Source organism: Kitasatospora sp. NBC_00039 (assembly GCF_045160625.1).
Taxonomy (GTDB): Bacteria; Actinomycetota; Actinomycetes; order Streptomycetales; family Streptomycetaceae; genus Kitasatospora.
Genome location: NZ_CP108289.1, coordinates 4,993,211 through 5,012,411, shown reverse-complemented (window position 1 = coordinate 5,012,411; position 19,201 = coordinate 4,993,211). Strand labels below are relative to the sequence as shown.

Below are 19,201 nucleotides of genomic sequence, written 5' to 3'. Positions count from 1 at the left end.
CACGCGCGCCGACTACCCCTGGCAGGCTGCCCGCATGACGAACAGTGCTGACCACGGGCGGGTGCGGGCGAGTTACGACGTCGTCGCGGAGGAGTACCGCGAGCGGGTGGGGGGCGAGCTGGCGTTCAAGGCGGTGGACCGGGGGCTGCTCGGGGTGGTCGTGGAGGCGGCCGCGGGCGGGGTGGTGGCGGATCTGGGCTGCGGGCCGGGTCATGTGACGGGGTGGCTGGCGGAGCGCGGGGTGAAGGCCGTGGGGGTCGACCTGTCGCCGGCGATGGTGGAGCTCGCGCGGCGGGACCACCCGGAGGCGGAGTTCCGCGAGGGCGACCTGCTGCGACTGCCCGCGTCGGACGGGGAGTTCGACGCCGCGGTCGCCCTCTACTCGGTGATCCACCTCGAACCGGCCGAGCTGTCGCCCGCGTTCGCGGAGCTGCGGCGGGTGCTGCGGCCGTCCGGCACCCTGCTGGTCTCGTTCCACCTCGGCACGGAGGTCCGCCGGATGGACGAGTGGTGGGGTCACCGGGTGGACGTGGACTTCCACTTCCTGGAGCTGGAAACCGTCGCCGGCCTGCTGGCGGAGGCCGGCTTCACCGTCGATGCGCGCCTGGAGCGGGGCCCGTACCCGGAGGAGGCGCAGACCCACCGCGGCTACCTGCTGGCCCGTCGCGGCTGAGGCCCGTTCGGGGGGCCCGGCGCGATCGGCCGGAGAGGACCCTAGAGGGCTTCCGGGCGGGCGGGCGAGCCGAAGCGGGCGAGCAGGTGCCAGACCCTCTTGAGGTCCTGCGGGTCGTACCGGCCGGTGCGGGCGGCGTCGCCGAGGATGCGCGGGTCGAGGTGGCCGCCCTCGGCGAGGGTGAGGCCGAGGGCGACGAACTCGGGCCCGCGGTAGTCGGGGTGGCGGCGCAGCTCGTCGGTGGAGAGACGGACGCCGGGGTGCCACTCGACCGGGCAGGGAAGGCGGCGGGCCTGCTCCTCGACGGGGGTGCCGCGGTGGCTCGGGTCGAGGACGAGCGCCTCGACGTCCCGGTCGAGCCGGACCTCGCCGTGCACCTGCGCCTCGATGTAGTCGTCCAGGGCGTCGGCGTCGTCGGCCTCGGCGAGCGGGACGAGGCCGAACCGCTCGGCGACGCCGAAGTCGGCCGGTTCGAGGAAGCTGTCGGGGTAGCAGAAGGTGACGCGGGCCAGGGCGGGCGCGCTCAGCCGGAAGTGGGCGGAGCCGAACCGCGGCGCGGCGCCGAGCGGCTTGCGGCGGAAGTTGAGCGCCCCGTACACCGGGCGCGCCTCGGCGGGGGCGGTGTCGTAGGCGCCGCCGAAGATACGGCTCTCCCAGCGCCAGCGGTCGCCGCCGGGGTGGGCGGTGAGGCCGCCGTTGCTGGTGCCGGTGACGAACTGGGAGCGGTAGACGGCGTCGCCCGCGAGCGCATCCAGGATCGGCCGGCCGTCGGAGACCCGGTCGGGGTGGAAGTTCAGGGTGACGCGCAGGTCCGGGTCGATCGGCGGCCCGGAGGCGAGGGCCGCGACGTGGTGGAGTGCGCGTTCCCGGGCGGTGCGGGGCTCGTCGGCGCGAAGAGTTCCGGTGCGGGGCGTGCCGGTGCGGGGCGTGCCGGTGCGGGGCGTGCCGGTGCGGGGCGTGTCGGTGCGGGGCGTGTCGGTGCTCATCGGGGCAGTGTTGCGGATGGAGGCCCGCCGCCGCATCCACATTTCGTCAAGTTCGTACTGCGAATCAACATGCTTCCTGCAGCGAACCAAAAGAGAGGGAGAGGCGGTTGGCGAAGCAGTACCGGGCCACGGCTCGGCAGCCCGCCTCAGCGGGCTCCCTCGTCCAGCTCCAGGAAGACCGCCGGCCCCCCGTTGTCCCGGACGACCCGGCCGAGCAGCCCGGCGAGCGCGGCCCGGTCTCCGGCGCCCAGTCCGGCCGGGAGCCGGTCGATCCGGCGGCAGACCTCGGCGTAGAACCCCTCGACCAGCTCCGATCCGGCTCCGGTGAGCACGATCCGCACGGCCCGCCCGTCCGACCGGTCGGCCTCACGCCGGACCAGGCCGCGCCGCGCGGTGCGGTCGACCAGACCGGTCAGGCTGGACTTGGCCAGCCCGAGCACCCCGCCCAGCTCGGTCATCCCGTACGGCTGCGCCATCAGCACACAGAGCAGCTGCCCCTGCTGCGGCGTGATTCCGTACGCGCGGGCCGCCTCGGCGTACACCGCGTTCACCAGGAAAGCCGACCGCACCAGGGCGGCGACGACCCCCGTTTCCTCTCCCGCAGCCTTTGCCATCCGGCCAGAATACGGCAGCCGAATAGGCCCGCCGGGGCCCAAGGAGATCACTGTTCGCAGGACGAACCACTTCCGCATGTGACAGGCAGAGCAGATCGGGAAGGCCGCCCCCCCGGGGGCCGCGCCCGGCCGGACGGCGCAGGCGAGGAGCGACTCCCGGGCTGCACGACCGGGCACCACGGCCTAGCGTCGACGGCAACGCCGGGCGGAGCTGGAGGGCCGATGCCGTCGTCGGAACCGGGACCGGAGCCGGGCGGGGAGCAGGACGGTGGCGGCGACGAGCCGGACTACCGCTTCTCCCTGGCCAACGAGCGGACCTTCCTCGCCTGGATCCGCACCGCGCTCGGCCTGCTCGCGGGCGGGATCGCCGTGGACCAGCTCACCCCCGACGTCGCCCCCGCGCCGCTGCGGATCGCGCTGGCCGTCGTCTGCGCGCTCGGCGGCGCGCTGATCGGGGTGACGGCGTACCGGCGGTGGGCGCGGGTGGAGGCGGCGATGCGGGAGGGGGCTCCACTGCCACGGACGCAGGTCCTGTTGGTGCTCTCGGTGGGGGTGGCGGTGGTGGCCGCGGTGTTCTGTGGTCTGATCGTCGGGTACTCCCACTGAGGCCGGGGCGACCCGAGTGCACTCACTGCTGCACACAGTGGTCCAGACCACTCCCCCCGGGTCGCCCGCGCAACATCTGCATTTTGACCAGCGTTTCCCGGCCGGTGTATACGTTCGCCTCCGCGGACAGGCATACTGGCCAGGTCGGGCGCTTTGCCCTCCTGTGACTCTAGAAGAGAAAGGACCGGTGGCCAGGGATGCTGCGGAACGGTCTTGAGCCCTGGCACCTCCTGGTGGTGCTGGCTGTCGTTGTCTTGCTGTTCGGATCGAAGAAGCTGCCCGAGATGGCACGCGGCCTCGGCAAGTCCATGCGCATCCTCAAGGCGGAGACCAAGGCTCTGCGCGAGGACGACGCCCCCGCCGACGCGGCCGCCCAGGGCACGGCGCAGAACACCGCCGCCCCGCAGCAGCCGGCCGCCGAGCAGGCCCGCCCGGCCGTGACGCCGACCAACGTCACCAAGGCCACCGAGACCCCCCGGTCCACCACGGCCTGAGTCTCCCGGATCTCCGACGAAGCCCCCGCTGACCCCAGCGGGGGCTTCGTCGTGTCCGGAGCCGACGGCAGCCTCGACCGGCCGTCCCGGGCCCGGCCCCCGGCCGACGAGCCTCCGGGCCGGCGGCCGCGGGAACGGCCCGAAGGAACCGAACAGCCCGAAGGCGTCCGACCGGCCCGAAGGCGTCCGACCGGCCCGAAGGAGGAGGCGCGTTCTCACCCTGAGGGACGATCATCCCGGCCCGGCCCGACCCTAGTCTCGACAAGGTGACGGGAACACGATGGTGGGGGCTGCGGCTGCTGCGGCCCGCCCTGCTGGCATCCGGGCTCGGGTACCTGCTGCTGACGGGCCGCCCCGCGGAGCTGGGCGCGGGCGGCTGGGCGATCGGCCTCGGCGCGCTGCTGCTGGCGGCGCTCGGCGGGCGGTGGCCGCTGGCGGTCGCGCTCGGCCAGTGCGCGCTGCTGGCACTCACGGCTTCACCGGCCGCCGCCACCGTGCACGTCGAGGTCAAGGCCGGGGTCGCCGCGGCCTTCTTCGAACTGGCGCTGCGCCGCTGGGGCGCGCCGGTCGTTCAGGCCGGGGCCGCCCTGGCCCTCGTCCAGCTGGCCACCGCCGGCGCCGGGCTGCCCTGGTCGGAACTGCCCTGGCCCGAACTCCTGTGGGGCGTCCCGGGCGCGCTGTACCGGGCGGCGGTGGTCGGCGGCGTCCCGGTCCTGCTGGCCGGCTACCTCCGCTCGGCCGATCAGGCCGCCCGGACGGCCCAGGAGCGGGCCCGCGAGGCCGAGCACAGCCGCGACCTCGCCGAGTGGGGCGCCCGGATGGGCGAACGCGCCGCCATCGCCCGCGAGCTGCACGACATGGTGGCCCACCACCTGGCCTCCACCGTGCTGCGGGTCGGGGTCGCCCGGCACGTGCTCCCCGGCACCGATCCGCGGCTGGCCGCCGTCCTGGACGACGTGCACGCGAGCGCCACCACCGCCCTCGCCGACCTGCGGCGCCTGCTCGCCGCCCTGCGGGAGCCCAACGCCGAGCACCTGGCCCCGCTGCTGGCCGAGACCACCGACCTGCCGGCCGCCGTCCACGGCGTCGTCGAGCGCTCCCGGCAGGCCGGCCTGCGGATCGACGCCGACATCGGCGGACGGCTCGGCCAGCTGGACGCGATCGGCGGGCTGACGGTGCTGCGGCTGGTGCAGGAGGGCCTGGCCAACGTCGCCCGGCACGCCGACGCGGGGGCGAGGGTCCGGCTGCGGGCCACGACAGAGGTCACGACGGAGGGGGAGAGCGTGCGCTTGGAGCTGGAGAACGAGCTGTCCGAAGGCCACCGTGCCCCCGGCGGGGTCGGCGGCGGCCACGGGCTGCTCGGCATGCGCGAGCGGGTCGCGCTGGTCGGCGGGGCGGTCGAGGCCGGACCGGTGCCGGGCGGCTGGCGTCTGGCGGCCTCCTGGCCGCTGACCGCACCCGGCGCACCGGCCGTACCGGGGTCCTTCGCGAAGGCCCACGGGGGTGCCGCGTGATCGGCGTCCTGATCGTCGACGACCAGCAGCTGGTCCGGGCCGGCGTGCGGATGCTCTGCGAGTCCACCGACGACCTGGCCGTCGCCGGCGAGGCCGCGGACGGCGCGCAGGCCGTCGAACTGGCCCTGCGACTGCGCCCCGACGTCGTCCTGATGGACCTCCACATGCCCGGCACCGACGGCATCGCCGCCACCCGCGAACTGAACCGCCTGCTGCCCGCCACCCGGATCGTCGTCCTCACCACCTTCGACGACGACGACCGCCTCTACCCGGCCCTCGCCGCCGGAGCCTGCGGCTTCCTCGCCAAGGACGTCGAGCCCGCCGCCGTCCTCGACGCCGTCCGGCGGGCGGCGTCCGGCGAGAGCCCTTACAGCCCGGCCGTCCTGCGGCGGGTGGTCGCCAGGGCCGCCTCCGACTGGACCGGCGGGGACGGCCGGCGCCAGCCCGTCGGCGGCCTCACCGGGCGCGAGCACGAGGTGCTGCGGCACATCGCCGGCGGGCTCTCCAACATCGAGATCGCCGAACGGATGCACCTCGGCGTGACCACGGTGAAGACGCACGTCTCCCACCTGATGGCCAAGACCGGCAGCCCGAACCGGGTCGGGCTGGCCGTCCTGGCGATCCGGCAGGGCCTGGCCGGCTGAGACCGGCTGCCCCGGACGGAGCAGCCCGGCGGGCACGGGCCGGTGCGGCACCGGAGCCTGGGGTGGATGTCCGACGACCTGCCGCCACCGCCCCGGAACCGCATCGACATGCGGGCCTGGTGCCTGCTGCTGGGCTCGTTCACGGTGCTGATGGTCGCGTACTTCACCCTGCCGCTGCGCTTCTTCGGCGAGCATCGGCCGGTGCTCAGCTGGCTGCTCTTCGGCGTCGTCCTGACCGGCCTGAGCGCCCTGCTGCTCGCCCGGATCATCGACATCCTGAACGGCACCGGCCGCCGTCCGGGGGTCTGGCTGGTCTTCCTGATCTGCCTCTCGATGACCGTCTTCGCCGCCACCTACTACGTCCTCGGCGCCCAGCCCGACGAGTTCGTGGGGCTCAACACCCGGCTCGACGCGCTCTACTTCACCCTCGTCACCATGTCCACGGTCGGCTACGGCGACATCACCGCGTCCGGGCAGGCGCCGCGGCTGGTGGTGATGCTGCAGATCACGTACAACTTCGTCTTCATCGCGACGGCGGCCGGGGCGCTGAGCCGCCAGGTCCGCAGCGGTGTCGAGAGCCGGGTGCGGCGGCGCGACTAGCGGCCTGCCGGCGAGCGAATCAAGGGTCGCGCCCGGGAGTCACGTCCGGCCGGCCTCAGCTCCGGCTGGTGTCGATGACGCAGAAGCGGTTGCCGTCCGGGTCCGCGAGGACGACGAAGTCCGGGTCCTCCGGGTAGCTGTCCCAGTCCACGTGCCGGGCCCCGAGGGCGACCAGGCGCTCCACCTCGGCGGCCTGGTCGGCGGCGTCGGCCGCGTAGAGGTCGAGGTGGACGCGCGGGTGCTCCTGCACCGGCGACTCGCTGCGGCCGAGCGCCACCTGCACGCCGGCGCCCTTCGCGGGGACGAGGACGACCCAGCGGTCGTCGATCTCGTCGCGCGGCACGTAGTCGAGGGCGGCCGTCCAGAAGGCGACTGCGCGGCGGACGTCCTCGACGCCGAGGACGACGGAACCGATGGTCAGCATGTTTCCCACTTTCCGAGGATGCGGGCGGCCTCGCCGCCGAGGGTGGTGTCCTGCGTCAACACCGTGAGCACATCGATCCGTTCCGGAGACGGCCCGGCGCCCTGGAGGGCGGCGGGCGCATCGCCACGGACGGCGTGGTCGGCGTCGCCAGGCGCGGCCCGCCGTGCGCCGCCACCCGGTGACCGCCGCGATCAGGGCCCGGTCGACGGCCGGGTCGACGGCGTAGCGGCCGAGCGCCGTCGTGGCCTGCGGGCGGAGCCCGGAAAGGGTGAAGGGGCCCTTCTCCGCACCGCCGTGCGGAGAAGGGCCCCTTCGGGTTTCCGTGCGTGCCGTCAGCGCTGGGGACGCAGGCGGCGCACGGCGATCAGGACGCCGGCGCCGAGGGCGACGAAGGCGGCGGCGGAGGCGGCGAGGAAGCCGTTGGTGGAGCTGGAGCCGGTCTGGGCCAGCTCGGGGGTGCCGGCGGGGGCGGTGGTGGCGGGGGCCGAGGGGGTGGCGGCCGGGGCGACGGCCGGAGCCTTGGTGGCGGTCGCGGTCGGGGCGGGGGTCTTGTCCTCGACGGGCTTGGCCGGGGCGGGCTTGGTGACCGGCTTGGCGGTGGTCGTGGGCTTGGTGGTCGCGGTCGGCTTCGCGGTGGTGGTGGGCTTGGCGGCCGGGGCGTCCTGGCCACGGGTGACGTTGACGGCCTTCAGGTCGGTGGCGCCGTTGGCCTCGGCGCCGGCGCGCCAGGCGTCGGTGACGAGCTCGACCTTGGTGACGCCCTTGGGGGTGCTCGGGGCGAGCGAGTAACGGAACTTGAAGGTCATGGAGGAGCCGCTGTCCAGGCGCTGGCGCTGGGTGAAGTCGGCGTCCACCGTGCGGTAGCAGCCGCCGACCGCCGGCACGTCCTTCCAGGTGTTGGTGTAGTCCAGCCACTGGATGTGGACGTCCTGGGTGCGCAGTGCCGCGCCGCTGTCGGCGCTGTGGATGCCGAAGGTGGGCTGCATGCCCTGGGCGTCGATGCCGGTCTTGTTGGTGACCTTCACGGCGACCTCGTTCCACTTGCCGTCCGCGACGACGCTGGACTTGCCGGAGACGAAGGCGGCGTCGGGAGCAATCTCGGTGATGCCGGGGCCGCTCGCGGCGGCCTGCGGGCCGCCGAGGCGCATGTCCCCGCAGGCCCAGGAGCTTTCGGCGGTCATGAGCTGGACGGAGCCGGCGAGGACGACGGTGGCGGCGACGGTGGCGAGGCGGCGGCGGCCGGAGATCGAGCGGACGTTCTTCGCGATCAAGGACATAACGGACTTGCGCATGACGTGAATCCCCAGGGTCATGGTGCGGATGGTGTGGTGAAGACGGCCGGCTGCCCGCTGTCGTCGAGCGGTAGCGCCCCCCGGCCTTTCCTTGCCGGTCTCGCTCTCCGTGCCTTCATCCGTATAGACGTGCATCCCCGCCGGGGGTTGCAGGTGGTTTCAAAAGTTTTTTCGGAATCCTTCGACCGGCCCGGCGAGGCGTGCGGGACGCCGGTCATCACCGGGGCCGGAGACCGGCGAGGCCCCCACCCGGGCGGGCGGGGGCCTCCGCGTCAACGGCTCAGCCGGGTATGCGGTGCCGGCCGGGGGCGGGGCCGGGGTTGGCCCGGTGGCGGATCTCGGGGCCGTAGTGGCCGGCCTGGCGGGCGATCCAGGCGTATTCGTGGGTGCCGTCGGGGAGTTGGCGCAGTTCCCAGCGGCCGTGTCGGGTGATGGGGGGTGGGGGTTGCCGGTCGTCCTCGTCGTTGACTCTGAGGGCGGTGACGACGCCGAGGGCGACGGTGGCGAGGGCGAGGGCGAGGAGGGCGAGGAGGGCGGCGCCGACGAGGAAGTTCGCGGTGCCGGTTCTCATCGGCGGATGCCGATGACGCGGTGGCCGAGGTGGGCGGCGAGGGTGTGGAGGAGTTCGTGGGCCTGGTCGCGGGTGAGGGGGAGGGCGAGGTGTTCGCCGGGGGCGGCGTGGATGTCGAGGTCGACGGCGGCGCGGAGCTGGAGGGCCGCGTCGGGGACGGTTTCGACGGTGAGGTGGGCGAGGGTGGTGCGTTCGGTGTGGACGGCCTGGGTGGCCATCGGGATCAGGACTCCCACGGCTGGTCCCTTTCGGTGGCGCGGAGGAGGTGGAGGAGGTTGAGGAGGGTGGCGATGGGCGCGTGGCCGAAGTTGACGAGGATGCGGCCGTCGACGGTGCTGTGGTGGGTGGTGGCGGAGCCCCACTGGATGCCGAACCTGGCTCCGCGTTCGTGGAGTTCGCGCAGGAGGGCGGTGACGTGGGCGTCGGTGTGGTCGTGCATGCGGGGGTCGTCGGGGGAGAGCGGGATGCGGGGGCCGGTCACGCGGCGGCCTCCAGCTCGAACCAGACCGCCTTGCCGCCGTGCTTGCGCGGGTCGGTGCCGAAGCGGTGGGTGAGCGAGCGGACGAGGTGCAGGCCGCGGCCGGACAGCTCGTAGGGGTCGGCGGACTGGACCGGTTCGGGGAGGGTGGGGCTGTCGTCGGCGACCGAGACCCGCAGGGTCCGGTTCAGGAGCAGGACCACGACCAGGGGCGCGGGGCTGCCGCCGTGGCGCCAGGCGTTGACGTACAGCTCACAGAGGGCGAGTTCGGCATCCTGGATGAGGTCGTCGGGCCAGGACGCGGCGGCGAGCGCGTCACGCAGCTCGGCGCGGGCGGCGGACCAGTCGGGCGGGTTGAAGGCACACATGAGGAACCTCCGGACGAGGCTGAGTGGAATGGGTGAGGCGTTCACCGGCGGAATCGTCGCCGTGAGCCAGGCCAGGGCGGAGCTGGTTGATGCCACGCGTGGCTGCTCTGCGGTGCGCGGGCAGCAGGCGCCTACTGCCCTGGAAACAGGCGTTACTGACGATCCATCGGATCGATCTGAGACGACCATAACGCATGCCAGTATCCAAATTTCCATCCATGCGGGATTTTCCCTCTACCGTGGTAGCCCAGCCCCAGATGGACCACCGCACGACCAGCGCGGCAGACTTGGGCCTGGTCCTTTTCCTGGAAGGAAGCCATGCCTCCACGCAGCACCCCAACACTCCGCCAGCGCAGGCTTGGTGCTGAGCTCCGGCGGATGCGAGAGCAGGCCGGCTTCGGCGGCACTCAGCTCGGTCGCGTTGTCGGGATGAACCCTGCCCAGGTGACGCAGATGGAGTCAGCACGGATTGGCATCAGCGTGGAGCGCCTGCGGACGATCGCAGCAGCGTGCATGTGCGTCAATCAACCGCTGATCGATGCGCTCGCTGACATCATCACGGAGCGAGGCAGAACCGGCTGGTGGGAGTCGCACCGCGACACCCTGTCGGAAGACTTTCTCGAGGTCGCAGAGCTTGAGGATCACGCACGACGGCTCTCGACCTACACGATCACATTCGTACCCGGGCTGCTTCAGACCGGTGCCTACGCTTCCGCTGTCTTCTCCCAGGCCTACCCGCCCCTGCCCCGACACGAGGTCGATCTCAGAACGGCCTTTCGCATTCAACGGCAACGCACGGTCCGCTCCGGCGCGACACCGTACTCTGCGTTCATCCATGAGGCAGCACTGCGGATGCAGTTCAGTGGCCCCCACGTTCGTGCCGAGCAGCTCGACGCCCTCATCGAGGACTCCGAAGCTCCCGGCATCGCAATTCGAGTCCTGCCGTTCGACATCGCCGGCCTGCCGAGTCCTATCGAGAACTTCACCTACGCCGAAGGACCGATTCCCGACTTGGACACGGTGCAGACGGACACAGGCTTCGGCTGCCAACTCCTCGACGCTCCAGCCCACGTGGCGAGGTTCCGAGCCATCCTCGCTCAGATGGAGTCGACTGCCCTCTCAGTAGAGGAGTCCCGCGACTTCATCCGATCCGTGAAGAAAGAAATGGATAGTAAGCATGCCTAGCTCCGTGTGGCAGAAGTCCAGCTACTCCGCTGCACACGACGACTGTGTCGAGGTCCGTACCGCCGGCGGGCTGGTCCAACTCCGTGAGTCCGACGACGCCGACGTCATCCTCCGCACCACCCCCACCAAGTTCGCCGCACTCCTCCAAGGCATCAAGGCCGGCGAGTTCGACCACCACGCCGCCCCCACCACATGACCCAACGGCTCCTCGCTCAACCGAGCGAGGGGACCGCGGGGCTACGGCCGGCTGGCTCTGCGCCAGCGGAGAAGGCCGCCGACGACCGTGAGGAGGAGCCCGAGGACGATTAGCCGACCGCGTCCAGCAGCATCTTCGCCGCCGCCACCGCGCCGTCGGTGCGGATCGTGCCGGCCACGGCGGCAGCCCGGTCACGGACCCCGGGGGCCAGCGCCGTCCTCAGCGCGGCCGCGAGGGACTCGGTGGTCGGCGTCGGGCCGTCGTGGGCCGCGCCGATGCCCAGGTCGGCCACCCGGCCCGCCCAGTACGGCTGGTCGGCCATCTGGGGCACCACCACCTGGGGCGCGCCGGCCCGGGCGGCCGTCGTCGTCGTTCCCGCACCGCCGTGGTGCACGACGGCGGCGACCCGGCCGAACAGGGCCTGCTGGTTGACCTCCCCGACGACGAAGCAGTCGTCCCGGTCGTCGGTCAGCGCCAGTCCGGCCCAGCCGCTCCCGAGGAGCACGCGGCGGCCCTGCGCGCGGACCGCCCCGACGACCGCCTCGGCGACGTCCTCCGCGTCGCGCACCGGCATGCTGCCGAAGCCCACGTACACCGGTGCATCACCGGCCTCCAGGAACGCCTCCAGCCCGGCCGGGAGCGGGCGTTCGTCCTCCCGGATCCACGCGCCGGTCTGCACCACGTCGAGCTCCGCCGGCTCAAGCCACGGGCCCAGGACCGCGTCCGCCGCCAGCCACGGCTGCCCCGTGAAGACGTGGTCGCGGACGTTCTCCACCGGGGGCAGGCCGATCGACGCGCGGTGGGTGTTGACCGCGCCGCCGAACAGCTCGTCCATGTCCTGCGCGTTCAGCTCCCACAGCACCCGGTTGTCGGTCACGTCCGCCGGGAGCGGCTTCGTCCACGCGAGCGGCGGGTGGTGCGGCGACGGCAGGTAACTCGGGAAGTAGGAGACGAACCTGTAGGGGACGCCCAGCTTCTCGGCCACCGACCGCGCGGCGGCCGCGGCCGGGATCAGGCCCGTCGCCACCACCACGTCGACGCCCTCGGCCACCGAGGAGGCCGCGTCGTACGTCATGGCGACCATCCGGGCCGCGCGCTCCGGCATGCTCGCCGGCGGCGCCGGCTTCGCCCCGGTCACCGCGCCCTTCGTCATCTCGCGCACTGACGGGCCGATCGGCGCCAGCGGGAGGCCGAACCCGGCCAGCAGCTCCGCGAAGTCCGGCGGCGCGCACACCTGCACCTCGGCGCCGAGCGCCTGCAACTGCACCGCGAGGCCGACCATCGGCTCGATGTCCCCGCGCGACCCGTACGCCACCAGCAAAACACGCATTCAGCAACTCCGAACTTCCTTGGTTTTCGGCCTCGGTCGGAGATTCTGCGGCATCGCCGGGGCCTTGCCGCAAGGCCCCCCGTGCGCTATATGTTGAGAGTGGAAAGGCGTGGGTGTGCCGCCTTCCGACTCATCGTCCGCTGCGAACGGACTCCCCTTCTTACGATGCGGCGACGCGCCGAACGTTTCCGTCGCGGCCGATTGTCTGCGATCAGCACGCCGCAGGGCCCCACCCCTCGCCATGACTGTTCTCCACCCACCGGTGCGCGTTCCCCGGGGCGGGAGGAGTGGGTCTGGCCCCACCCCTCCCGCGCGCCGTCCCGTGGCCGGCCGCCGCTGCGTCAGCCCTGGCTGCGCTGGCGGAGTTCGATCCGGTTGCCGTCGGGGTCGAGCGCCGTGATGCGGACGCCGTAGGGGTAGTGCACCGGCCCGGGCTCGACGAACCGGACGCCGCGCGCCTGGAGCACCTTGAACTCCGCCTCCAGGTCGTCGGATTCGATGAAGACCGAACCCACGACGACCGCCCCCTCGGCCTCGACCACCGGACCCTGTCCCGAGCCGCCGGACCACAGGATGATCTCGACCGGATCGTCGCCCGCGGCGACCGTCAGGAAGCGGCCGTCGGGGCCCGGGTAGTCGATGCGCTTGTTCAGCCCGAGGCCCTCCGTGTAGAAGGCCAGGGCCCGGTCCTGGTCGGTCACGTAGACGGCCACATACATCAGGTTCTTCAACATCCGCGTCTCCCTCGCTCATTGGCGCGCCTGGTCAAAACACCGACGGACCGGAACGGGGAAGTGTGACAGCGGACGGTCGGCGATTTCCGCCCGCGGCGGCCGTCAGGCCCGGAGGAGCCCCTCCGGGAGGTAGCCGGAGCGCAGGCCCGGCTGCCAGCCGCACGCCTGGACGGCGACGGCGGCCACCGCGATCGCACCGACCGGCAGCAGGCTCCGCGGCTCCGGGTCGGGGCCGGCCTCCTCGTGGTGCCGGCGGAGGCGGTCCGCCAGGGCCTGGTCGAAGGCGGGCCGGTCGTCGTCCAGCAGTACGCGCAGCAGCCGCTGGTCGGGGGTCAGCGTGCCGGCGGCGTCCAGCCGGCGGGCGGCCTCCGCACGTGCCTCGGCGGCCGGCTTGACCAGGGGTTCGGACGCGATCCGCGACCGGGGCCAGGTGCCCGCCAGGTCGGGCAGGTACGCGCAGAGGGCGTCCATCTCGGCGAGGTCGGCCGGGTCGGAGACCGACTCCAGGCGCGAGTACGGCACCCCGTCGCGGATCGCGGGCGCGTAGTCCTCCTTGAGCAGCGGGCCGACCAGCCGAGCCGGCTCCCGGAGCAGGCCGGTGATCGCGCACATCGCGAACGCGTCCACCCACGTCCGTGCGGTGGGCGCCTCGTCCACGGCGTCCCCGAAGGCGAAGGTCTCGCTGGAGAGCCTCTGGTCGACGAGCGGGAGGACGACCTCGAAGTCGCCCTCGGGGAAGGCCCCGAGGCTCAGCACCCCGAGGCTGCACTCCGCCGCGGTCCGCAGGGCCAGCCGCGCGGGGGCGGCGTCGAGCGCGGGGTCCTCCAGGGTGCACGCGGCGGCGTGGTCGAGGAGCTCGCCGCCCATCTCGCGCATCCGCTTCAGCGAGAGGCTGTCGTAGCGCAGCCCGTGCCAGCGGCCGAAGGCCCGGCCCCTGATGTCCTCCAGAGCCGCGGCAATGCGCTCCTCGCCCACCTGGTGACGCGTCACTTCCTGCACGTCCGCTCCCCTCCCGTGATCGTCAAAGCCGGTCACGACGCTAACAGGAGGGGCCGACGAGACGAACCGTCTCGTCTTGACGATCACCCCCGAGCGGTCCATAGTGGAGCGCACGAGACGAACCGTCTCGTTCAATCAGTAGGCAGAGACCGAGAGGCCATCGCGATGACCCGAAACACCACCGACCGCGTCTGGTTCGTCACCGGCGCGTCCAGCGGCCTCGGCCTCGCCTTCACCCGCGCCGCGCTCGCCGCCGGCGACCGGGTCGTGGCCACCGCCCGCCGCACCGCCCTCCTCGACCCGACCCTCGCCGAACACCCCGGCCGGCTCGTCGTCCTCCCCCTCGACGTCACCGACCGCGAAGCCGTCGCGGCCACCGTCGACAAGGCCGCCGCCGCCTTCGGCCGCATCGACGTCGTCGTCAACAACGCCGGCATCATGACCAGCGGCACCGTCGAGGAGTTCACCGAGACCGACGCCCGCGCCCAGCTCGAAACCAACTTCTTCGGCGCCCTCTGGGTCACCCAGGCCGTCCTCCCCCACCTGCGGGCCCGGCAGAGCGGCCACATCATCCAGATCTCCAGCGTCGGCGGCATCATCGGCTTCGCCACCACCGGGCTCTACAGCGCCAGCAAGTGGGCGCTGGAAGGCATGACCGAGGCGCTCGCCCAGGAGGTCGCGCCGTTCGGCATCAAGGTCACCATCGTCGAACCCGGCGGCTACACCACCGACCTCTACACCACCATGCGCACCCAGCCCCGCCACGAGGCCTACGAGCCCCTGCACACCGCCCTCGCCGAGATGTGGGGCGACGCCGAGGACGCCGACCCGGCCAAGGCCGCCGACGCCGTCCTCGCCCTCGTCGACAGCGACCGGCCGCCCCTGCGCCTCGTCCTCGGCAGCGCCATGTACGACGTCGCCCAGGACGCCGCCGACCGGCGCAAGGCGGACTGGGCCGGCTGGGAGGCCACCAGCCGCGCCGCGGGCTGATGACCACCCGCCAGGCACCAGCGGCGGAGTGGGAAGTCGGACCGGCCGACCTCCCATTTCACAGCCGGATGGTCACCCGGTGACGCCGTGGGCGATCCGCTCGGCGTGCCGGCGCATGAGGGCGCGGTCGCCGGGGAAGCAGCTCTCCCACTCCTCGTCCAGGGGCGTCCAGGCCGCCGGTTGGCCCTCCTCCGCCACCAGGGGAACCGCCGCGTCCACGACCGCGACGTAGGACAGGCTCAGTGTGGCGGGGGCGCCGGGGTGATAGGAGCGAACGGCTGCCAGGGCCGGCCGGTGGAGCAACTCGGCGCGCAGACCGGCCTCTTCGAGGAGTTCGCGGCGGGCCGCGGCGCGGGGCGTCTCGCCCGGCTCGACCTGGCCACCCGGTGGGACCCAGCCGCGCCAACGGTGCCGCACCAGCAGGACGCGGCCGAGCTGCCGGTCGAAGACCCAGACCTCGGCACCGAGCGGGCCCGCCGGCTCCGGGCCGGCGGCTGCCAACCAGGCCTGGACGTCACCGAGTTCGGCGGCGGCAAGTCGGGCCTCGGCGGCGGCCCACTCCATTTCTTCGCGTGTCACCGGCCGACCGTACCGGGCAGGTCCGACAGGACGCACCGAAGGAGCGGGCTGCGTTCAGTCGTTCTGGTTGTGGTCGGCCGCCGCGTTGAGGGAGGTGATCAGGACGCTGAGCCGGGTGTTCCAGTTCGCGGACGTCAGAGCGTCGATGGCGTGCTTCTTCGCCATGTCCCGGACGATCTTCTGGGCGTTCTTCAACTCCTGCACCGCGTCGTCCGGTTGGCCCTGGTTGAGGCGGGCGGAGGCGTCGTCGAGGGTGTGCAGCAGGTCGAGCTGGCGGTCGCGTTCCTTGGTGATCTGGGCCTGGGCGACGGCCTGGCGCAGGGCGTTCAGCTGCGCGGCCGCGGCCTGGCCGCGCGGCGGGGTGGAGGTGGCCGACGGGGTCGGGAGGGCGGCCGGGGTGGTGGGTGCGGGGGTGGTCGCGGCGGGCGTGGGCACCGGGGCGGCCGACGCGGTCTGGGAGGGCTTGGTGGCGGCGGGAGGGGCGGCGGCCGGGGTGCCCGGGCCGTCGAAGGCGGTGAGCGCGAGCATCGCGGCGCCCGCGACCCCCACGAGGCCGAGCGCGCCGAAGACCAGCGGCTTGCGGCGGCTCTCCCGGGCGGGCGCGGGCAGCGGCTCGGCGTGGAACGGCGGCTGCGACGGGACGGCCGCCATCACCGAGGTGGCCGCCACCGGCTGCACCGGGACGGGCGGCAGGAGCTGGGTGGCCTGACCGGCCGAGGCGGTCGCGAGGAGTTCGCCGGTCGGGTCGCCGACCACCAGCCCGGGTATGCAGGAGAGCAGTTCGGACCGGGCCGCCGCCGCGTCGGCCGGCCGGTCGGCCGGGTTCTTGGCGAGCAGCCGCAGCACCGCGGCGTCCAGCGCCGCCGGCACGCCCGCCCGTCTCGCGGAGGGCGGCAGCGGCTGCTCGCTGACGTGCTTGAACGCGATCGCCACCGGGGTCTCGGCGGTGAACGGGGTGGCGCCGGTGAGCATCTCGGTCAGCACGCAGCCGACCGCGTAGAGGTCGGTGCGTCCGTCCAGCTCGGACGCCGTGGCCTGCTCGGGCGAGAGGTAGGCCGCCGTACCGAGCACCGAAGCGGTCTGGGTGAGGTTGTGGGAGGAGCCGGCCCGGGCGATGCCGAAGTCGACGACCTTCACCCCGCCGTCGTCGGTGATCATGATGTTGCCGGGCTTGATGTCGCGGTGCACCAGGCCGGCGCCGTGCGCGACGGTCAGCGCCTCGCAGACGGCCGCCGCGATGCCGACCGCCCGCTCCACCGGCAGGCCGGGCTGCTGGGCGAGCACGGTGGCCAGCGACCGGCCGTTCACCAGCTCCATGACGATGTACGGCGAGCCCTGGTCCACGCCGGAGTCGAAGACCATGACGATCCTCGGGTGCACCAGCATCGCGGCGTGCTGCGCCTCGCGGCTGAACCTCTCGGCGAAGCGCGGGTCGTCGGCGAGGCCCCCGTTGAGGACCTTGACGGCCACCTGTCGGCCCAGCACGTGGTCCACGCCCCGCCAGACGGTGGCCATGCCGCCGACGCCGAGTATCTCGACGAGTTCGTAACGCCCGTTAAGCGCCCGTCCGATCACTGGAACCGCTCCCCTCACGTGCCCTGCCCGGGGTCCCGGACCGCCTCGTGCACCTGTGCACGATAGCCCCCTGTCCCCACGGGCTCCGGCGGAGCATCGACCCCGGCGGAGACGGCCGGCACCCGCAGGCTGCCGTACCGCTGCATCCGCTGCCAGCGCAGCCGGGAGCCGGCCACCGCGGTGAAGACCGACTGGATCACCACCAGGTACATCAGCTGCCGGTAGACGAACTGCTGCAGGGGCAGGCTCCAGAGCGGGCCGAGCCGCTCCCGGTCCAGCCGGAAGGCGTAGGTGCCCATCAGCAGCTGGACCAGCAGGAAGGCGGCCCAGAGGCCGATGATCCGCGCCGGGTCGAGGAAGGCCAGCCCGTACAGCGCGAAAACGTCCACCACGGGGGCGAGGAGCGGCAGCAGCACCTGGAACATCAGGAGGTAGCCGAGACCGCGCCGGCCCAGCTTGCCGGCCTGCCCGTGCTGCCGGAGCGCGCCGCGGTGCTTCCACATCGCCTGAAGGGTGCCGTAGCACCAGCGGTAGCGCTGCCGCCAGAGCGCGCTCAGCGAGGCCGGCGCCTCCGTCCAGGCCTTCGCGCGCTCCTCGTACACGACCCGCCAGCCGTCCCGGCAGAGGGCCATGGTCAGGTCGGTGTCCTCGGCGAGTGTCTCGTCGCCGACACCGCCGGCCGCGAGCACCGCCGAGCGGCGGAAGGCGCCGACCGCGCCCGGAACGGTGGGCATGCACTCGGCGAGGTCGAAGAGCCGGCGGTCCAGGTTGAAGCCGACCACGTACTCGATGTGCTGCCAGCGGCCGAGCAGCCCGCCCCGGTTGACCACCTTGGCATTGCCGGAGACGGCGCCCACCGACGGGTCGGCGAAGGGCTGCACCAGCATCCGGACGGCGTCCGGCTCGAAGACGGTGTCGCCGTCGACCATCACCAGCAGCTCGGCGCGGGCGGCGGCGATACCGGTGTTGAGCGCGGCCGGCTTGCCCGCGTTCTCCTGCCGGATCACCCGGACGTAGGGCAGGTCCAGCGACTCCACCAGGTCGGCGGTGCCGTCGGTCGAGCCGTCGTCGACCACGATGATCTCGACCGGGTGGTCGGAGGCGAGCAGTGAGCGGACGGCTGCCTCGATGCCGGCCGACTCGTTGTAGGCGGGCACGATCACGCTGACCGGCTCGGTCACCGGCGGGCCCCACGGCCGCCGTCGGCGCAGCTTCTTGTGCCGGCGGGCGGCGACCAGGAGGGCGACCGCGCGCAGCACGCTGACCGCGCCCGCCGCGTAGAGCAGCCAGCCCAGGACGGTCAGCGTCCAGTCGCCGGTCCGCAGGACCTGGATCAGGGCGAGGCCCTGCCAGTGCTCGGCCCCGGTGGCCGGGTGGACCGGGTCGGGCAGGCCGACCGACTCGCTGACGGTGGTGAAGCGGTAGCCGAGCCCCTTCATCTGGGGCAGCAGGCCGTCCAGCGCGGCGACGGTCTGCATGCGGTCGCCGCCCGCGTCGTGCATCAGCACGATCTGGCCCTGCCGGTTGCCGGGCTCGCCGATGACCGTGTTCACGATGGACGCGATGCCCGGGCGGCGCCAGTCCTCGCTGTCCCGGGTGGTGAGCACGGTGAGGTAGCCCTCGTGGCCGGCCTGCTGGACGGCGGACCAGGCCGGGTCGTCCAGGGCGTCGGCGGTGGACGAGTAGGGCGGGCGCAGCAGTGAGCTGGTCACCCCGGCGGCACCGGCCAGGGTCAGCTGGGACTCCCGCAGCTCCAGCGAACGACGCCAGGCGGGCTGGGAACCGAGGTCGGTGTGGGTGAAGGTGTGCACACCCAGCTGGTGGCCCTCGGCGACGATCCGGCGGACCAGATCGGGGTGGGCGGCGGCCTGGGTGCCGACCACGAAGAAGGTGGCGTGCACGCCGTTGCGGCGCAGGGTGTCCAGGATCTCCGGGGTCCAGCGGGGGTCCGGGCCGTCGTCGAAGGTCAGCGCGACGGTCCCGGGCTTCGGCATGGCGGTGCGCGGCTGCGGGCCGGCTGCGTCGATCACCGGGCCGCCGGTGCGGACGGGCTCGGGGACGGCCTCCGAGCCGGCCTGGCGGGCGGCCTGGCGGGCGGCCTGGTCGGGGCGGTGGTCGTAGAGGTGCTGGGTGTAGCCCTGGATCAGCAGGGTGGCGCCGAGGGTGAGCAGCAGCGCGGTCAGCAGCAGCCAGTGGGTGCGCAGCGGGCCCTGACGGACGACGCCGCGCCGGCCGCGGCGGGCCTGCGGGGCGGGGGCGGGACGGCCTGTTCTTCGACGGCGGGAGGTGCTCACGGGGGCGCTTTCGGGAGGGGCCCGGTCCGGGGACGCCGACGGGGCCGGGTGCGCG

General features: G+C 73.3%; 23 protein-coding genes. 9 read left to right on the top strand and 14 right to left on the bottom strand.

Annotation, left to right across the window (positions count from 1 at the left end):
- Positions 1 to 34: 34 nt before the first annotated feature.
- Positions 35 to 673 carry a class I SAM-dependent methyltransferase gene (locus OG286_RS22235; RefSeq protein WP_405365732.1) on the top strand — a complete coding sequence of 213 codons (639 nt, stop codon included), beginning with the start codon at positions 35 to 37 and terminating at the stop codon, positions 671 to 673.
- 41 nt (positions 674 to 714) lie between these two features.
- Here the strand turns inward: OG286_RS22235 and OG286_RS22230 are convergent, their stop codons facing one another.
- The gene (locus OG286_RS22230) at positions 715 to 1,659 is read right to left on the bottom strand and encodes a DUF3626 domain-containing protein (RefSeq protein ID WP_405365731.1); all 945 of its coding nucleotides are present in this window, start codon (positions 1,657 to 1,659) and stop codon (positions 715 to 717) included.
- Between the two features lie 146 nt (positions 1,660 to 1,805).
- Positions 1,806 to 2,273 (bottom strand): MarR family winged helix-turn-helix transcriptional regulator, encoded by a 468-nt coding sequence (locus OG286_RS22225; protein WP_405365730.1) that lies wholly within the window; start codon positions 2,271 to 2,273, stop codon positions 1,806 to 1,808.
- A 222-nt stretch (positions 2,274 to 2,495) separates the two neighbouring features.
- Here OG286_RS22225 and OG286_RS22220 point away from each other — a divergent pair, with 222 nt between their 5' ends.
- The 5 genes from OG286_RS22220 to OG286_RS22200 all read left to right on the top strand — a co-directional run bounded on the left by OG286_RS22220 (position 2,496) and on the right by OG286_RS22200 (position 6,131).
- Complete coding sequence (locus tag OG286_RS22220) at positions 2,496 to 2,879, top strand: YidH family protein (protein ID WP_396321981.1); 384 nt, start codon at positions 2,496 to 2,498, stop codon at positions 2,877 to 2,879.
- Between the two features lie 197 nt (positions 2,880 to 3,076).
- Positions 3,077 to 3,373: a Sec-independent protein translocase subunit TatA gene (tatA, locus tag OG286_RS22215; RefSeq protein WP_396321982.1), complete on the top strand. Its 297-nt coding sequence runs from the start codon at positions 3,077 to 3,079 to the stop codon at positions 3,371 to 3,373.
- A gap of 266 nt (positions 3,374 to 3,639) precedes the next feature.
- A complete protein-coding gene (locus OG286_RS22210; protein ID WP_396321983.1) occupies positions 3,640 to 4,887 on the top strand; it encodes a sensor histidine kinase in 1,248 nt (415 codons plus the stop codon).
- Positions 4,884 to 5,531, top strand: a complete 648-nt coding sequence (locus tag OG286_RS22205; RefSeq protein WP_396321984.1) for a response regulator — start codon at positions 4,884 to 4,886, stop codon at positions 5,529 to 5,531. The genes OG286_RS22210 and OG286_RS22205 overlap by 4 nt, the downstream gene beginning before the upstream one ends.
- A gap of 66 nt (positions 5,532 to 5,597) precedes the next feature.
- Entirely contained in the window at positions 5,598 to 6,131 is a 534-nt protein-coding gene (locus OG286_RS22200) for a potassium channel family protein (RefSeq protein WP_405365729.1), read from the top strand.
- Between the two features lie 55 nt (positions 6,132 to 6,186).
- Here OG286_RS22200 and OG286_RS22195 read toward each other — a convergent pair whose 3' ends face one another.
- The 6 genes from OG286_RS22195 to OG286_RS22170 all read right to left on the bottom strand — a co-directional run bounded on the left by OG286_RS22195 (position 6,187) and on the right by OG286_RS22170 (position 9,264).
- Positions 6,187 to 6,555 (bottom strand): VOC family protein, encoded by a 369-nt coding sequence (locus OG286_RS22195; protein WP_396321986.1) that lies wholly within the window; start codon positions 6,553 to 6,555, stop codon positions 6,187 to 6,189.
- Between the two features lie 332 nt (positions 6,556 to 6,887).
- Positions 6,888 to 7,868 carry an LPXTG cell wall anchor domain-containing protein gene (locus OG286_RS22190; protein ID WP_405365728.1) on the bottom strand — a complete coding sequence of 327 codons (981 nt, stop codon included), beginning with the start codon at positions 7,866 to 7,868 and terminating at the stop codon, positions 6,888 to 6,890.
- Positions 7,869 to 8,127: 259 nt separating this feature from the next.
- Positions 8,128 to 8,418, bottom strand: coding sequence for a hypothetical protein (locus OG286_RS22185; protein ID WP_405366097.1), 291 nt, complete (start codon positions 8,416 to 8,418; stop codon positions 8,128 to 8,130).
- Positions 8,415 to 8,654, bottom strand: a complete 240-nt coding sequence (locus tag OG286_RS22180; RefSeq protein WP_405365727.1) for a hypothetical protein — start codon at positions 8,652 to 8,654, stop codon at positions 8,415 to 8,417. The genes OG286_RS22185 and OG286_RS22180 overlap by 4 nt, the downstream gene beginning before the upstream one ends.
- Positions 8,642 to 8,899 carry a hypothetical protein gene (locus tag OG286_RS22175; RefSeq protein ID WP_405365726.1) on the bottom strand — a complete coding sequence of 86 codons (258 nt, stop codon included), beginning with the start codon at positions 8,897 to 8,899 and terminating at the stop codon, positions 8,642 to 8,644. The genes OG286_RS22180 and OG286_RS22175 overlap by 13 nt, the downstream gene beginning before the upstream one ends.
- Complete coding sequence (locus OG286_RS22170) at positions 8,896 to 9,264, bottom strand: ATP-binding protein (protein ID WP_405365725.1); 369 nt, start codon at positions 9,262 to 9,264, stop codon at positions 8,896 to 8,898. The genes OG286_RS22175 and OG286_RS22170 overlap by 4 nt, the downstream gene beginning before the upstream one ends.
- Positions 9,265 to 9,582: 318 nt before the next feature.
- Between OG286_RS22170 and OG286_RS22165 the strand changes: the two genes are divergently transcribed.
- Together OG286_RS22165 and OG286_RS22160 are read left to right on the top strand one after the other, a co-directional pair.
- Positions 9,583 to 10,449: a helix-turn-helix domain-containing protein gene (locus OG286_RS22165; RefSeq protein ID WP_396321990.1), complete on the top strand. Its 867-nt coding sequence runs from the start codon at positions 9,583 to 9,585 to the stop codon at positions 10,447 to 10,449.
- Positions 10,442 to 10,645, top strand: coding sequence for a DUF397 domain-containing protein (locus OG286_RS22160; protein ID WP_396321991.1), 204 nt, complete (start codon positions 10,442 to 10,444; stop codon positions 10,643 to 10,645). The genes OG286_RS22165 and OG286_RS22160 overlap by 8 nt, the downstream gene beginning before the upstream one ends.
- A gap of 109 nt (positions 10,646 to 10,754) precedes the next feature.
- On the opposite strand, the gene OG286_RS22155 is transcribed toward OG286_RS22160, so the two are convergent.
- The 3 genes from OG286_RS22155 to OG286_RS22145 form a co-directional block, all read right to left on the bottom strand.
- Entirely contained in the window at positions 10,755 to 11,975 is a 1,221-nt protein-coding gene (locus OG286_RS22155) for a glycosyltransferase (protein ID WP_405360309.1), read from the bottom strand.
- A gap of 341 nt (positions 11,976 to 12,316) precedes the next feature.
- Positions 12,317 to 12,709, bottom strand: coding sequence for a VOC family protein (locus OG286_RS22150; protein WP_405365724.1), 393 nt, complete (start codon positions 12,707 to 12,709; stop codon positions 12,317 to 12,319).
- A gap of 102 nt (positions 12,710 to 12,811) precedes the next feature.
- The gene (locus OG286_RS22145) at positions 12,812 to 13,708 is read right to left on the bottom strand and encodes an immunity 49 family protein (protein ID WP_405365723.1); all 897 of its coding nucleotides are present in this window, start codon (positions 13,706 to 13,708) and stop codon (positions 12,812 to 12,814) included.
- Between the two features lie 165 nt (positions 13,709 to 13,873).
- Here OG286_RS22145 and OG286_RS22140 point away from each other — a divergent pair, with 165 nt between their 5' ends.
- Positions 13,874 to 14,698 (top strand): SDR family NAD(P)-dependent oxidoreductase, encoded by an 825-nt coding sequence (locus OG286_RS22140; RefSeq protein ID WP_405365722.1) that lies wholly within the window; start codon positions 13,874 to 13,876, stop codon positions 14,696 to 14,698.
- Between the two features lie 72 nt (positions 14,699 to 14,770).
- On the opposite strand, the gene OG286_RS22135 is transcribed toward OG286_RS22140, so the two are convergent.
- Genes OG286_RS22135 through OG286_RS22125 form a run of 3 tightly spaced genes read right to left on the bottom strand, consistent with a single transcriptional unit; the run spans position 14,771 to position 19,146 of the window.
- Positions 14,771 to 15,277 (bottom strand): NUDIX domain-containing protein, encoded by a 507-nt coding sequence (locus tag OG286_RS22135; RefSeq protein ID WP_396321997.1) that lies wholly within the window; start codon positions 15,275 to 15,277, stop codon positions 14,771 to 14,773.
- A gap of 54 nt (positions 15,278 to 15,331) precedes the next feature.
- Positions 15,332 to 16,852, bottom strand: coding sequence for a protein kinase domain-containing protein (locus tag OG286_RS22130; RefSeq protein WP_396321998.1), 1,521 nt, complete (start codon positions 16,850 to 16,852; stop codon positions 15,332 to 15,334).
- Positions 16,853 to 16,866: 14 nt separating this feature from the next.
- On the bottom strand, positions 16,867 to 19,146 hold the full coding sequence (locus OG286_RS22125) for a bifunctional polysaccharide deacetylase/glycosyltransferase family 2 protein (RefSeq protein WP_405360316.1): 2,280 nt from the start codon (positions 19,144 to 19,146) through the stop codon (positions 16,867 to 16,869).
- Positions 19,147 to 19,201 lie beyond the last annotated feature (55 nt).

Bases quoted from the DNA above. Each gene is read 5' to 3' on its own strand.
- OG286_RS22230 (WP_405365731.1), bottom strand. From the start codon at position 1,659: ATGAGCACCGACACGCCCCGCACCGACACGCCCCGCACCGGCACGCCC.
- OG286_RS22220 (WP_396321981.1), top strand. From the start codon at position 2,496: ATGCCGTCGTCGGAACCGGGACCGGAGCCGGGCGGGGAGCAGGACGGT.
- OG286_RS22185 (WP_405366097.1), bottom strand. From the start codon at position 8,418: ATGAGAACCGGCACCGCGAACTTCCTCGTCGGCGCCGCCCTCCTCGCC.
- OG286_RS22225 (WP_405365730.1), bottom strand. From the start codon at position 2,273: ATGGCAAAGGCTGCGGGAGAGGAAACGGGGGTCGTCGCCGCCCTGGTG.
- OG286_RS22195 (WP_396321986.1), bottom strand. From the start codon at position 6,555: ATGCTGACCATCGGTTCCGTCGTCCTCGGCGTCGAGGACGTCCGCCGC.
- OG286_RS22140 (WP_405365722.1), top strand. From the start codon at position 13,874: ATGACCCGAAACACCACCGACCGCGTCTGGTTCGTCACCGGCGCGTCC.
- OG286_RS22155 (WP_405360309.1), bottom strand. From the start codon at position 11,975: ATGCGTGTTTTGCTGGTGGCGTACGGGTCGCGCGGGGACATCGAGCCG.
- OG286_RS22150 (WP_405365724.1), bottom strand. From the start codon at position 12,709: ATGTTGAAGAACCTGATGTATGTGGCCGTCTACGTGACCGACCAGGAC.
- OG286_RS22160 (WP_396321991.1), top strand. From the start codon at position 10,442: ATGCCTAGCTCCGTGTGGCAGAAGTCCAGCTACTCCGCTGCACACGAC.
- OG286_RS22200 (WP_405365729.1), top strand. From the start codon at position 5,598: ATGTCCGACGACCTGCCGCCACCGCCCCGGAACCGCATCGACATGCGG.
- OG286_RS22165 (WP_396321990.1), top strand. From the start codon at position 9,583: ATGCCTCCACGCAGCACCCCAACACTCCGCCAGCGCAGGCTTGGTGCT.
- tatA (WP_396321982.1), top strand. From the start codon at position 3,077: ATGCTGCGGAACGGTCTTGAGCCCTGGCACCTCCTGGTGGTGCTGGCT.
- OG286_RS22170 (WP_405365725.1), bottom strand. From the start codon at position 9,264: ATGTGTGCCTTCAACCCGCCCGACTGGTCCGCCGCCCGCGCCGAGCTG.
- OG286_RS22235 (WP_405365732.1), top strand. From the start codon at position 35: ATGACGAACAGTGCTGACCACGGGCGGGTGCGGGCGAGTTACGACGTC.
- OG286_RS22190 (WP_405365728.1), bottom strand. From the start codon at position 7,868: ATGACCCTGGGGATTCACGTCATGCGCAAGTCCGTTATGTCCTTGATC.